The sequence below is a fragment of the Saccharibacillus sacchari genome (genome assembly GCF_037722395.1).
In the GTDB taxonomy this organism is placed as follows: Bacteria; Bacillota; Bacilli; order Paenibacillales; family Paenibacillaceae; genus Saccharibacillus; species Saccharibacillus sacchari_A.
Genome location: NZ_JBBKAR010000033.1, coordinates 14,403 through 27,280 on the forward strand (window position 1 = coordinate 14,403; position 12,878 = coordinate 27,280).

Below are 12,878 nucleotides of genomic sequence, written 5' to 3' on the forward strand. Positions count from 1 at the left end.
TGTTTCACGACAAGATCCCGGCGGAGCAGGCGTTTTTTTATTGCCCCAAAATATAGCGCTTACATTTTTGCAGATTGAACTGGCAACAAGATACACTAAACTTTCATTCCGGAAGACCCTATAATCGAGACAAGAAAGGGGCCACAACTTCATGAAGGAACGCACACAACGCATATTCGCCAGATTTTTAAGAGTGAGCGCACCGTTGACCGTGGAGGATTTGAGCAAAGAATTTCGAGTCAGCGAACGTACGCTGCGCAACGAAGTGGTACGGATCAACGAGTATTTGATACAGCATCAATACCCGGCGATCACGACAGCCAGAGGTACGGGCATGACGCTGCTTTTGCCGGAACAGGAAACAAGGGTGCTGTTGGAACGGATCGAAGAAACCCGCGCCAAAGACTACTATCGCCCGGACGAACGTTTTCTTTCTTTATTGTTGGAGATCGCCGATACGAGCCGGGTCACGCTGCTGTACGAGATGGAGGAGCAACTGCAAGTGTCGAAAAGCACGCTGGACGAAGATATGCGGAAGCTGCGCCAGTATTTGAACCCGTACGGCATCGCCGTCGTGAGCCTGACCAAGCAAGGGATCGTGCTGCAAGGCGACGAGCGTTCGATCCGGTCCATGCTGTTCGAAGCCATCCACAACCAGGTAGACATCGAGCAGCTTACGCAAGGAAAAAGCAGCGACGTAATCACGGAATTCGCTTTGCGTTATCTGGACCGCGACGTGCTTCGGGTGCTCGGCAAGCTTTACGACGAACGCTTGGAAAAAGCCGACGCGGAAACCAACCATGTGTACCGGAACCAGATCATTTTGTTCGCGGCCGTGTGGGCGAGGCGCGTGCGGGAAGGAAATACCGTGAGCGAATCGACCAAAACGAGAGCCGAGATCAAAGAAGGGCCGGTCAGACGTTTTGCGGACGAGATCTGCGCCGAGCTTTCGTTATTCCCGTCCTTGCACGAAATCAAATACATGACTTTCAGCATCGAATCGTTCAAGCCCAAAGACATGAACAGTTCGTTCGATTGGGTGGCCGCGCAGTTATTGACCATTCAGTTGATCGAGCATATGGAGAAAGTGACGGGTATCCCTTTTTCGCAGGAAGAAGAAGACTTGCACGAAGGACTGTACCGGCATATCACCGGGCTGCTCAGCCGATCCCAAAACAATCTGCAAGCGTTCAATCCGTTAAAAGACACGATCAAAGAATCTTACGGAGCGATGTATCAAGCCGTAGCTTGTTTCGGTCAGCAGATCGAAGCCTATACCAAAACGTGTTTGTCGGAAGACGAGATCGGGTTTTTGACCGTATACTTTTCGACTTCGGCCAGCCGTATGCACGAGGAAGAGCAAGAAGTGTACCAAGCGGTAGTCGTTTGCAATCACGGCATTTCTACCGGGAAGCTGCTGGCGGCCAATCTGAAAAGACAATTCAATATCGACATCGTAGCCGTGCTAAGCACGTACGAACTGTCTTTTATCGACAAGTTGGACGTGGATTTGATCTTTGCCACGATTCCGATCGAGTATCCGAAAAAACCGATACTGCTGCTTAACCCGATCCTGATGGAAAGCGACAAGAAAGAGGTAAGCGCTTTCCTGACTGAACATAACAATCATCGAAGAAAGATCTCCAACAAGCTGGATGCGACGAAGTTGATGCAGGATGTGTTGAGCTTGATCGTCGATAGCGGAGGCAACGTCACGCCGAGCAGCTATCAACAGGTAGAAAATACATTCAAGCGGCATCAACTGAAAATTAATACAAGGGAGCTACAGCCGATGCTACAGGATGTTTTAACGGATACGCATATTTTGCTGAATCAGGAAGGAGCCGACTGGAGGGAGGTGATTACGAAAGTTGCGGAACCCTTGCTGGACAGCGGGGTGATCGAGCAAAGATACGTGAGCGCCATGATCAAATCCGTCGAAGAATTCGGAGCTTATATCGTGGTCGGCAAACATCTGGCGCTGGCGCACGCAAGGCCGGAAGATGGAGTCAACGAACTCGGGATCAGCGTCATGACGCTCAAAGACCCCGTCAGTTTCGGACATCCCGACAATGATCCCGTGAAGATCGTATTTTGCCTGGCCGCGATCAATTCCCATTCCCATATCAAAATCATGAAAAATCTGGTGGAATTGATTGACGATAACGAAAAGTTGGAAAAGTTGTTCGCCGCGCAGGACGTCGTGACTTTCAACGAGGTTTTACATGGAGAAGCTCCATTTCAGGATAATTAGTACCCGATCTATCAACCAAACTAACGATCGCAACAAAGCGAAAAGGGGAGAATGACGATGAAAAAAGTGAAAATTTTGTTCGTATGCGGCGCGGGGCTCGGAAGCAGTTTTGCTTGTCAGATGGCGGCGGAAGACGTGCTCGGCAAGCTCGGGGTGCAAGCGAATCTGGATCACAGCGATATCTCCTCCGCCGTATCGGTTCGGCCGGATATCATCATGACCGCGCAAAACTTCCGGACGCAATTCGAGAAATTCGACGTCGATCCCGCGCAAACCACGATCATTTATTTGAAAAACATCGTGTCCAAGCAGGAGATCGAAGAAAAGATCACGCCGGTATTGCAGGAAAAAGGCGTTCTGGCCCAATAATCGACGAAAGAACAGGTGACGGAACATGGGAGTAATCAATTTCATCATCGATAACATTTTGACCCAAGCTTCGGTAACGGTGGCGTTGATCGCCATGCTCGGTTTGATTCTGCAAAAAAAATCCGTAGGTCAAACGATCTCCGGCTCGCTTAAAACGCTGCTCGGCTTTATGGTGTTATCCGCCGGTTCCGCGATCATCGTCGGCAGCTTGGTCTACTTCGGGCAGATCTTCACCGAAGGCTTCAATATGCAAGGCATCATTCCTTCGATCGAAGCCATTAACGGACAAGCGATGAACGAATTGGGACTGGGACGGGATATCGCGCTGACCTTCCTGGCGATCTTCGTTTTCAATATTCTGATCGCCCGCTTTACGCGCTGGAAATACATTTTCCTGACGGGGCAAGCGATTTTGTGGATGGCGACGATGACGACGGTGTTCGGGTACTTTGCCGGATTGAGAGGCTTCGCGCTGATCGTGGTCGGAGGCTTTATCGGCGGCGTGTTCGCGGTCGCCATGCCCGCGATCGCGCAACCGTTCGTCCGTAAAATCACCGGCATGAACGAGATCGCGCTGGGCCACTTTTGCACGATCGGCTACGTATTCGAAGCGGGCGTAGCGAAGATCTTCGGCGAAAAAGGCGAAAAGAAAAAATCGGTCGAAGACCTGAAGCTTCCGCCCCAATTCGAATTTTTGCAAGATACGTATTTGTCGCTGATGGTCGTGATGGTGCCTTTGTTTATCGTGACGGCGGCGTTCGCGGGACCGGAGTTCGGCGCTACGCTGTCCGGCGGCACAAACTATCTGATGTTCGCTTTCCTGCAATCGATCCAATTCGTCGTCGGCGTGTACGTGCTGCTGGCGGGCGTTCGCTTGCTGCTGGGCGAGATCGTGCCGGCGTTCCGGGGCATCGCGATGCGTCTGGTTCCGAACGCGATTCCGGCGCTTGACTGCCCGGTATTGTTTCCTTACAGCCCCAACGCGGTCATCGTCGGCTTTATCACGACCACGATCGGTTCGATCATCGCGATGTTTTTCTTGCCGGTATTCGGCTGGGCGATGATTTTGCCGGGCGTACTGACTAACTTTTTCGCGGGCGGCACGGCCGGGATTTTCGGCAACGCGGTCGGCGGACGGCGCGGCGCGATCATCGGCGGCATTTTCCACGGCTTCTTCATTACGCTGCTGCCGGCTCTGCTCGTTACGATCTTTAACAATATGGGCTTCGTGAACGCGACGGCGACGGACGTGGATACGGTAGCGGCGGCTTTGCTGTACGCGTGGATTATCGGACCGCTCATGAAAGCATTCTAGGATAAAAAGCAGGAGGTGGGACCATGTTCGGTTTTGGAAAAAAGAAAGAAAAGAAACCGCAGTCCTCGGCCGAAAGCGCGACCGCGGAAACGGTGCTGACCGAAGAACGCCGAGCCGAGTTGTTGCACGCGGTTTCCGTCAAACAAGCGGAAGCCGCGGACCGGACAGGCGAGGCGCAAGCGTCTGTTCAGGAAGAATTGGGGTTGGCTTTTTACGAGTTGGGACAAAAAGAAGACGCTATTACGGCTTTGGAAGCCAGCCTTCAAGCCAAAAAGTCGATCGGGCCGGGCTACAAAACGCTGTTGAAACTGTATAACCAAAAGCGTGCGGAAGCCGCCAAACATAACGACGAAGCTTCGCTCCAACTATACATGCAGAAGATGGACGGCTTGATGCAGATCTCCAAAGACGTCACGCGCGGCGTGAAATAAGCACTACGGACAGGGCCTTATACAGAACTTATCGGGAGGCAAACATTCATGTACATCACGTTAAAAGAAGCGACCCGCAAAGCGGAAGAATTGAACTACACGGTAGGCGCGTTCAACGCGCACAATCTGGAGATGCTGCCGGATATGATCCGCGCGGCCAAAGAACAAGGAGCGCCGATCATCATTCAAACGAGCATCGACACGGCCCGTTACGTCGGCCACGAAAACTTCGTCGCGGTATGCAGGTCGATGGCGGAAAAAGAAATGGTCGACGTGGTGCTGCATCTGGACCACGCGCGGGATTTCGACGATATCAAGGAAGCGATCGACAAAGGCTACACGTCGGTCATGTACGACGGTTCGCATTTGCCTTTCAAAGAAAACATTATGAAAACGCGTGCGGTCGTCGATTACGCGCATCGGCATAACGTGTCCGTCGAAGGCGAACTCGGCACGATCGGCGGCACGGAAGAAGGCATCCATGTCGAGGAAGACCAGAAAGTATACACCGATCCGCAAGACGCGGTCGAATTCGTCAAAGCGACAGGCGTGGATGCGCTGGCGATCGCGATCGGCACCAACCATGGCCAATACAAATCCAAAACCGAAGTGAATATTCCTTTGTTGAAACAAATCGATGCGGCCGTCGACGTTCCGCTCGTGATCCACGGCGGCACCGGAGTCAACGAAGCCGATATTCCCGAGCTGATCGATAGCGGCATCCGCAAATTCAACGTCGGCACGGAACTGCTCGTGACCTGGACGGAGACGGCCAAAGGCACCTTTTCCGATACCAAAGTCAACAAATCGCTTCGCCACAACATCATCCCTTGCAACGAAGCGGTCAAAGAAGTGGTGAAGCACAAGATCGGCATTTTCATGAACAAGGAAGGCCGTTTGAACAAGGTGAAATAAGCATGGGAGCCAAAATGGAAAAAGTGCTGATTTTGCTGGCGGGACTGCCGGGCACGGGGAAAACTTTTTTGGGGGAGCGGCTTCGGGAACGGTTCGGCTTTTTCGAACAAGTCTCGCTCGACGCGTTGAAAGAAGCGGAGTTCGACCGATGCGGCTTCGCGAACATGCAGGAAAAACGGGCGCTCGAACAACAGTCGTGGACGCGGTATTACGAGCTGATGGACAAACATATGCGCGCGGGCCGCAATATCCTGTCGGATTATCCGTTCAGCGACAAGCAAAAACCCCGTCTGGCGAGTTTGGCGCAGCAGTACGGGTACCGGGTGCTGACAGTCAGGTTGATCGGCGATCTGGACGTGTTATTCGAACGGCAGCGCGTACGGGATCTGGATCATTCCAGACATCTGGGACACTTGGTATCCGTATATGTGCCAGGTCAAGAGTTGGCGGATCGAAGCCGGGCGGATCTATTGCTCAGCCGCGAAGAGTTCGTTAAACGATGCACGACGCGAGGCTACGAAGAGTTCGCGTTGGGGCAGTTGTACGAGCTGGACGTTACCGATTACGCCAAAGTGGACTACTCCGGCCTGATGGAAGGCATCAAGCAATGGACGGCGGAACCTTCCCGGTATTGAGTCGGCGCCTATAGCTGAACATCGAGAAGCGTATCGAAAAGATAAGCGAAACGAAAAAACCGTCTTTTCTGCCTACGGGCAAGAAAGACGGTTTTCGTCGATTTCGAAGCGGTGATACGTGAGCGGTTAACGCAGGTTCGGCATTGGCACGTTCGGATCGGTATCGGCTTCGTAATCCACGCCGTCGCTTTCAAAACCGAACAGTTGGAAAAATTCGCGGCGGTAGCCGGCCAGGTCGGACAGTTCTTCCACGTTTTCGGTGCCCAGTTCGTTCCAGCGGCGCGTCACTTCGGTTTGAATATCTTCGCGCATCTCCCAATCGTCGACGCGGATCAGTCCTTTTTCATCGACGGCCGTTTCTTCGCTGTACAAACGGTCCGCGAACAAGCGGTACATTTGCTCGATGCAGTTTTCGTGCAGGTCTTTTTCTTTCATCACGCGGTACAGCGCCGAGATATACAGAGGCACCACGGGAATCGCCGAGCTGGACTGGGTAACGAGCGCTTTGTTGACGGAAACGAACGCGCGTCCGCCGAGGCTGCTCAGGCTTTCTTTCAGCACGTTCGCGGTTTGCTCCAGGTCGTTTTTCGCTTTGCCGATCGTGCCTTCGCGGTAGATGGCATGAGTCACTTCCGGTCCGATGTAGGAGTAAGCGACGGTCGTCGCGCCTTGCGCCAGCGCTCCGGCTTCTTGCAGCGCGTCGATCCACATTTTCCAATCTTCGCCGCCCATGACCGCGATCGTTTGCTGAACTTCTTCGTCCGTCGCCGGTTCGATAGTCGTCATAGACACTTCGCCCGTATGGAAGTTCATCGTTTTGTTGCTGTAGGAAGGGCCGATCGGTTTGATCACGGAAGTGAATGTCTCGCCCGTAACCGGATGCGTGCGGCGCGGGGAAGCGACGCTGTAGACGACGAGGTCGACTTGACCCAGTTCTTTTTTGATCAGGTCGATCGTTTGCGTCTTGATCTCGCTTGAGAACGCGTCGCCTACGATGTTGAACGATTTTACGCCGAGTTTTGCCGCTTCCGCTTCAAAGCCTGCCGTGTTGTACCAACCGGCGGACGCCGTGCGCGCGCCTTCCGCCGGTTTGTCGAAAAAGACGCCGATCGTGTTCGCGCCTGCGCCCACAGCGGCCGTAATCCGCGAAGCGAGGCCGTATCCGGTCGACGAACCGATCACGAGCACGTTGGAAGGCCCGTCGATTTTCTTTTGGGCTTTCACGTATTCCACTTGCTTCTCGACTTGCTTGGCGCATCCTTCCGGATGGGCAGTCGTACAAATAAAGCCTCTTGTTTTCGGTTTGATGATCATACGATTGTCTCCTTTGTCTCTCGTTATGTAAAAAAGCTTCGTTTACGCATAAGGGTTACGTTAATGAATTTGAAGCGCGCTAGTCAAATTATACACGAAACGCGCAGTTAAGGGGAACAGGCGCCGAAGGTGCGGAAGAGGGCAAAGTTTTTTCCCGGCAGGGGCTATTTTTGCTATAATGGACAGAAGGAATACATATGTTCGCTTTCGGCTGAGGATTCCGAAGGCTACGGACTACATTCCATGCAGAATTTCGCCGTTAAAGATAGAGGAGAGATGGATTTGCGCATTTTGGGCATTGACCCGGGCCTGGCGATCGTCGGCTTCGGATTTGTGGATAAAGAAGGCAATAAACTGACGCCGGTGCAGTACGGAAGCATTCAGACGAAGGCGCATACACCCGAGGAAGAACGGCTTCGTGACGTCTATGAGAGCATGGTGCAGCTGATCGATAAATACAAGCCGGATCAGGTAGGCGTGGAAAAGCTGTACTTCAGCCGAAACGTCACCACGGCGCTTCCGGTTGCCCAGGCGCGCGGGGTGCTGCTGCTCGCGGCCGTGCAAAAAGGGATTCCGATCGCCGAATACACGCCGATGATGGTGAAGCAGGCGGTAGTTGGTTACGGCAAAGCCGAAAAAAAACAGGTTCAGGAGATGGTGAAGCTGCTGCTTAAACTGTCTGCGGTACCGAAACCCGATGACGTGGCAGATGCTTTGGCAGTTGCGATTTGCCATGCTCACTCGGTCAGTTTGAATTCCAAGTTAAATGGGGTACTGCGAAAATGATCGATTTTGTACGCGGGCTGGTTGCCCATATGGAAAATGAATATATCGTTGTAGATGTGCAGGGTGTCGGTTATCGGGTGTTTTGTCCGAATCCGTATGCGTTTGCCGCAAAAGGAGCTTCGGAGCCGGTGACGGTATACACGCACCACAGCGTTCGCGAAGATGCGATCTCGCTGTACGGATTTTCGACGCGGGAAGAGCAAAAGCTGTTCCGTCGGTTGATCGACGTGACGGGTATCGGGCCGAGAGTGGCATTAGGCATTCTGGCCGGAGGCTCGCCCGAGAAGGTGGTATCGGCGATCCAGCAGGAGAACGTGACCTTCCTGACCAAGCTGCCGGGAATCGGGAAAAAGACGGCCCAACGCATGATCCTGGATCTTAAAGATCGTCTGGACGGATTCGTTGCGCCTTCGCTCGGCGGATTGTTCGACAATACCGTTGCCGCGGAAGCGGAAATGGACGGCGGAGGCTGGAAAGAAGCCCGGGAAGGTCTGGAAGTATTGGGCTATACCGATGCCGAGCTGGACAAAGTCTGGATGGAGCTGAAAGAAGACTTGAAACCAGGTGAACCCGTCGATGCGCTGATGAAGCGGGCATTAAAGGTTCTTTATCGGGGCTAAATGAGGTAAAGTAAGGATGAACGGGGAGGAACGGTGGATCTATGGAAGACGACCGGATTATATCGGCCAATCTGATGATGGAAGACCAGGCGGTGGAATTGAGTCTGCGTCCCCGCTATTTGTCGGAATACATCGGTCAGAACCAGGTCAAGGAAAACCTGAAGGTGTATATCGAAGCCGCGAAAATGCGGAACGAAGCACTGGATCACGTATTGCTGTACGGTCCTCCGGGACTGGGAAAAACGACGTTGGCGAATATCATCGCCAACGAACTCGGCGTTAATCTGCGTACGACGTCCGGCCCGGCTATTGAGCGTCCGGGCGATCTCGCCGCGCTGCTGACCAATTTGCAAGAAGGCGACGTTTTGTTTATCGACGAAATTCACCGCCTGCATCGAACGGTCGAAGAAGTCATGTATCCGGCGATGGAAGATTCCGCGCTCGATATTATGATCGGCAAGGGGCCAAGCGCCCGTTCGGTACGTCTGGATCTGCCGCCGTTTACGCTGATCGGCGCCACGACGCGGGCGGGATTGTTGTCGGCTCCGCTGCGAGACCGCTTTGGCGTAGTCAGCCGGTTGGAATTTTACGGGGTAGAAGAGTTGGCTTTTATCGTTGCGCGCAACGCGGACACGCTCAATGTAGAGATTTTCGGAGACGCCGCCGAAGAGATCGCGCTTCGGGCCCGGGGAACTCCGCGTATTGCCAACCGGTTGCTTAAACGGGTGCGGGACTTCGCGCAGGTACGCGGAGACGGCATTATCACGCCTGAGATTGCTTCTGAAGCTTTAACCCGCCTTCAAGTCGATCCAAGGGGGCTCGACAGCATCGACCATAAGATGTTGAAGGCGATGATACAGAATTTCCGCGGCGGTCCGGTGGGGCTCGATACGATCGCGGCGACGATCGGCGAAGAAAGCCAGACGATCGAAGACGTGTACGAACCTTACCTGCTGCAAAGCGGGTTTATCCAGCGCACGCCGAGAGGCCGCGTTGTCACTGCCCAGGCTTATTCGCACCTGGGGCTGCCGATGCCGGAAAACGGAAAATAATTCGCCTCAAGGAGGAACGCAAGCATGATCAAGCAACACTCGAACGGAAAGTCCGCCAAATGGGGAAAGCCGCTGCTCGCGGCAGCCGTCGCTTTGTCTTTTTTGCCGCTGCAAACGCCGGCTCACGCCGCGGAAACCGACAATGCGGTACGCGTAGGATTGTTTTTGAACCTGGGGAGCACGTATAAGCAAACGACGGATAAAATCACGCTGACCCCGGAACAAGCGGTCGCGATCGGGCAAAAAACGGACGCCGGCTACGTAAAGTGGTTTTCGGTTTCTTCCGGAGCGGCTTCTTCGTTCGCTTTGAACGGCCCGCGCGTCAAGCTTGGGGAAAGCAGCGACCTCAAAGCCGTTTCGGCTTTGGCGTCCAAGCTGAAATCCGGTTCCGACAAATTGTCGGTATACAAGGTCGTCCGCAACGGTCAGGACGCGTATCAGTTGTACGCCGGGCCTTACGCCAGCGACAAAGCGGCGACCGATGCGGCGGCGCGGCTCGGCGCGAACGCTTCCGTGAAAGAGATGAGCGGTTTGGCTCCCGCCGCGGTCGGAACGTTTTCGCTGAACGCGGGCAATTACGGGACGCAGGCCGCCGCGACAGCCGCTCTGCAAAAGGTGCTGGATACCGGGATCGACGGAGTCGTGCGCGTCTTTTCCGTTAACGGCAAAGCGGCCTACGGCGTGCAGGTCGGAGAAGCGCTTAACGCTTCCGCGCTGGACGCGTTAAAAACTTCGCTGGCCGGTAAGCTGCCGGGCATTGCGTTGTCCGCTGCCGACAACGCTTCCGCTTCGGCGGCCGTTCGCAACGAGGCGACGGCCGACCTGACGAACGGAACGACAACTCCGGCTTACGCATTGACGCTCGGCGAGCAGGATCGGATCTGGATCGACGGCACGGCGGACAAAGGGATTCGGGTCGAAGAACGTTCGAAGCGTTCGTACCGGGGGGATCTGGAAATCGGCGTGTACGGCGGACAACTTTATCTGGTGAACGAACTGCCGATGGAGCAATATCTGTATTCGGTCGTCGGCTCCGAAGTTCCGGCTTCCTGGCCGGAAGAGTCGTTGAAAGCCCAAGCGGTCGCCGCGCGCAGTTACGCGACCGTGCAAACGCAGACGGCAACCAAGTTCAAAGTCGCCGATGTCGTCGACTCGACGCTGAGCCAGGCGTATAACGGCGTCGGTTCCGAAAGCAAATCGGTCAACGCCGCGGTGGACGCGACTTCCGGCGAGATTTTGGAACAGGGCGGCAAAGCGGTCGAAGCGCTGTTCTCTTCCAATGCGGGCGGCGTCACGTCCGATCCGACCGAAGTATGGAACAGCGGCGGAAGCAATCTGTTTTCCAGCGTGCCGTCCGAGTCCGACAGCGCGGCGGCGGCCAATTTGAAAAAATGGTACCACGTCGTGCTTTCCAACGGAACGATCGGCTACGTGCGCGAAGACAACGTGAAAGACAAAGGCACGGACGCGACAGGCTTCCGCAAAATGACCGTCACGGCGCAAAGCACCAAAGTGCGCCCGCTGCCGTTGATCCAAAGCAATGTGTCCGAGCTGTCGAAAATGAATCCCGGCGACGAAGCGCTCGTGCTGGAAGTCGTAAGCGAGTCGAGCACGTATGAATGGATTCGCGGACCGTATACGTCGTCCCAGTTGTTGACTTCGCTCAAAGGCCGCACGACGACCAAGCTGCCGACAACCATCCAAAGTATCCAAATCAGCCAGCGCGGCCCTTCGGGCCGGGCGACCGAGTTGAAAATCAACGGTTCCAAGATCGACGTGAAATACCCGGATATGTTCCGTACCGCGCTGAACGGCTTGCCGAGCACGTTGTTCGACGTGGTATCGGCGGATGCCTATACCGTGATTACGAACGCCACGGCATCGGCGGGAAGCGGCTTGCCCGCGTCCAAGCTCAGTATCGGGGCTTCCGCGCAGACGCTTGCTTTGAGCCGCAGTCTGGCAGCCGTCGGCACGAACACGTCCGCCGTTTCTTCCGGCACCGGCTTTTTCTTCGTCGGACGCGGGAACGGTCACGGTCTGGGCTTGTCCCAATGGGGAGCCAAAGGACTTGCCGACGAAGGCGAGACGTACGAAGATATTTTGCTGCATTATTACAATAACGTAGAACTGATTAAGGACTGAAGACTCCATGAATGTAGAAGATTATGATTTCGAATTGCCCGAACGACTGATTGCCCAGACTCCGCTTGCGGAGCGCGCGTCGTCCCGTTTGCTCACGCTGAACAAGCAGACGGGAGCGACCGAGCATTTGCATTTTTACGACATTTTGGATAAGCTAAACGCCGGCGACGCGTTGATTCTCAACGATACCCGCGTCATGCCGGCACGGCTGCACGGCGTCAAGCCGGAGACCGGCGCCCGCGTAGAGCTGCTGTTGCTCAAAAATATCGAAGGCGATCGCTGGGAGACGTTGGCGAAGCCCGGCAAAAAAGTAAAAACCGGCGCGGTTCTGCGTTTCGGCGACGAGCTTGAAGCGATCGTGTTGGAAGAAGGCGATATGGGGGCCCGGATCATCGAGTTCCGTTACGAAGGCATTTTTCAGGAAATTCTCGACCGTCTCGGCGAAATGCCGCTCCCGCCTTATATCAAAGAGCGTCTGGATGATCGCGAACGCTACCAGACCGTCTACGCCAAACACGAAGGCTCCGCCGCGGCTCCGACGGCGGGCCTGCATTTTACCGATGAACTGCTGCAAAAGCTGCGCGCCAAAGGCGTAGACATCGGCTTCGTTACGTTGCACGTCGGACTGGGCACTTTCCGTCCGGTCTCGGTGGAAAACGTCGAAGAACACGTCATGCACGAAGAATACTACGAACTTCCCGCCGAAACCGCGGAGCTGATCAACCGTACCCGCGAACGCGGAGGCCGGATCGTGTCCGTCGGCACCACCTCGACGCGCACGCTCGAATCCGCCGCCAGACGCACGATGGACGAAAACGGTCGCTTGGGCGCGGACAGCGGCTGGACGCAGATCTTCCTGTATCCCGGCGAAGACCTCAAACTCGTCGACGCCCTGATCACCAATTTCCACCTGCCGAAATCGACCCTCGTCATGCTCGTCAGCGCCCTGGCCGGCCGCGACAACGTCTTGGCCGCCTACAGCGAAGCCGTAGAACGCGAATACCGCTTCTTCAGCTTCGGTGACGCGATGTTTATTTATTGAGAG

Annotated in this window: 12 protein-coding genes; 11 read left to right on the top strand and 1 reads right to left on the bottom strand. The window is 54.9% G+C overall.

What is annotated here, in order from left to right; translation table 11 throughout:
* The first annotated feature begins 151 nt into the window (after positions 1-151).
* From WKI47_RS09040 to WKI47_RS09065, 6 genes are read left to right on the top strand one after another with little or no spacing between them, the layout of a single operon-like run.
* Positions 152-2,254, top strand: coding sequence for a BglG family transcription antiterminator (locus WKI47_RS09040; protein WP_340226822.1), 2,103 nt, complete (start codon positions 152-154; stop codon positions 2,252-2,254).
* A gap of 57 nt (positions 2,255-2,311) precedes the next feature.
* Entirely contained in the window at positions 2,312-2,623 is a 312-nt protein-coding gene (locus WKI47_RS09045) for a PTS sugar transporter subunit IIB (RefSeq protein ID WP_340226823.1), read from the top strand.
* Between the two features lie 25 nt (positions 2,624-2,648).
* Positions 2,649-3,938, top strand: coding sequence for a PTS sugar transporter subunit IIC (locus WKI47_RS09050; protein WP_340226824.1), 1,290 nt, complete (start codon positions 2,649-2,651; stop codon positions 3,936-3,938).
* A 23-nt stretch (positions 3,939-3,961) separates the two neighbouring features.
* Positions 3,962-4,369: a tetratricopeptide repeat protein gene (locus tag WKI47_RS09055; protein WP_340226825.1), complete on the top strand. Its 408-nt coding sequence runs from the start codon at positions 3,962-3,964 to the stop codon at positions 4,367-4,369.
* Positions 4,370-4,417: 48 nt separating this feature from the next.
* A complete protein-coding gene (locus tag WKI47_RS09060) occupies positions 4,418-5,284 on the top strand; it encodes a class II fructose-bisphosphate aldolase (protein WP_340226826.1) in 867 nt (288 codons plus the stop codon).
* A 2-nt stretch (positions 5,285-5,286) separates the two neighbouring features.
* Positions 5,287-5,919, top strand: coding sequence for an AAA family ATPase (locus WKI47_RS09065; protein ID WP_340226827.1), 633 nt, complete (start codon positions 5,287-5,289; stop codon positions 5,917-5,919).
* A 126-nt stretch (positions 5,920-6,045) separates the two neighbouring features.
* On the opposite strand, the gene fabV is transcribed toward WKI47_RS09065, so the two are convergent.
* Entirely contained in the window at positions 6,046-7,233 is a 1,188-nt protein-coding gene (gene fabV, locus WKI47_RS09070) for an enoyl-ACP reductase FabV (protein ID WP_340226828.1), read from the bottom strand.
* A gap of 282 nt (positions 7,234-7,515) precedes the next feature.
* On the opposite strand from fabV, the gene ruvC reads away from it, so the two are divergent.
* Genes ruvC through queA form a run of 5 tightly spaced genes read left to right on the top strand, consistent with a single transcriptional unit; the run spans position 7,516 to position 12,875 of the window.
* A complete protein-coding gene (gene ruvC, locus WKI47_RS09075; protein WP_037293509.1) occupies positions 7,516-8,019 on the top strand; it encodes a crossover junction endodeoxyribonuclease RuvC in 504 nt (167 codons plus the stop codon).
* The gene (ruvA, locus tag WKI47_RS09080; RefSeq protein ID WP_340226829.1) at positions 8,016-8,639 is read left to right on the top strand and encodes a Holliday junction branch migration protein RuvA; all 624 of its coding nucleotides are present in this window, start codon (positions 8,016-8,018) and stop codon (positions 8,637-8,639) included. Before ruvC ends, ruvA begins: the two co-directional genes overlap by 4 nt.
* Positions 8,640-8,680: 41 nt before the next feature.
* Entirely contained in the window at positions 8,681-9,691 is a 1,011-nt protein-coding gene (gene ruvB, locus WKI47_RS09085) for a Holliday junction branch migration DNA helicase RuvB (RefSeq protein WP_340226830.1), read from the top strand.
* Between the two features lie 24 nt (positions 9,692-9,715).
* Complete coding sequence (locus WKI47_RS09090; protein ID WP_340226831.1) at positions 9,716-11,833, top strand: SpoIID/LytB domain-containing protein; 2,118 nt, start codon at positions 9,716-9,718, stop codon at positions 11,831-11,833.
* Between the two features lie 7 nt (positions 11,834-11,840).
* On the top strand, positions 11,841-12,875 hold the full coding sequence (gene queA, locus WKI47_RS09095; RefSeq protein WP_340226832.1) for a tRNA preQ1(34) S-adenosylmethionine ribosyltransferase-isomerase QueA: 1,035 nt from the start codon (positions 11,841-11,843) through the stop codon (positions 12,873-12,875).
* Positions 12,876-12,878: the final 3 nt, after the last annotated feature.

What these genes read in the sequence shown, in the direction of transcription:
- ruvA (WP_340226829.1), top strand. Translation starts at nt 8,016, where the DNA reads ATGATCGATTTTGTACGCGGGCTGGTTGCCCATATGGAAAATGAATAT.
- WKI47_RS09065 (WP_340226827.1), top strand. Translation starts at nt 5,287, where the DNA reads ATGGGAGCCAAAATGGAAAAAGTGCTGATTTTGCTGGCGGGACTGCCG.
- WKI47_RS09050 (WP_340226824.1), top strand. Translation starts at nt 2,649, where the DNA reads ATGGGAGTAATCAATTTCATCATCGATAACATTTTGACCCAAGCTTCG.
- WKI47_RS09090 (WP_340226831.1), top strand. Translation starts at nt 9,716, where the DNA reads ATGATCAAGCAACACTCGAACGGAAAGTCCGCCAAATGGGGAAAGCCG.
- WKI47_RS09045 (WP_340226823.1), top strand. Translation starts at nt 2,312, where the DNA reads ATGAAAAAAGTGAAAATTTTGTTCGTATGCGGCGCGGGGCTCGGAAGC.
- WKI47_RS09040 (WP_340226822.1), top strand. Translation starts at nt 152, where the DNA reads ATGAAGGAACGCACACAACGCATATTCGCCAGATTTTTAAGAGTGAGC.
- WKI47_RS09060 (WP_340226826.1), top strand. Translation starts at nt 4,418, where the DNA reads ATGTACATCACGTTAAAAGAAGCGACCCGCAAAGCGGAAGAATTGAAC.
- WKI47_RS09055 (WP_340226825.1), top strand. Translation starts at nt 3,962, where the DNA reads ATGTTCGGTTTTGGAAAAAAGAAAGAAAAGAAACCGCAGTCCTCGGCC.
- queA (WP_340226832.1), top strand. Translation starts at nt 11,841, where the DNA reads ATGAATGTAGAAGATTATGATTTCGAATTGCCCGAACGACTGATTGCC.
- fabV (WP_340226828.1), bottom strand. Translation starts at nt 7,233, where the DNA reads ATGATCATCAAACCGAAAACAAGAGGCTTTATTTGTACGACTGCCCAT.
- ruvB (WP_340226830.1), top strand. Translation starts at nt 8,681, where the DNA reads ATGGAAGACGACCGGATTATATCGGCCAATCTGATGATGGAAGACCAG.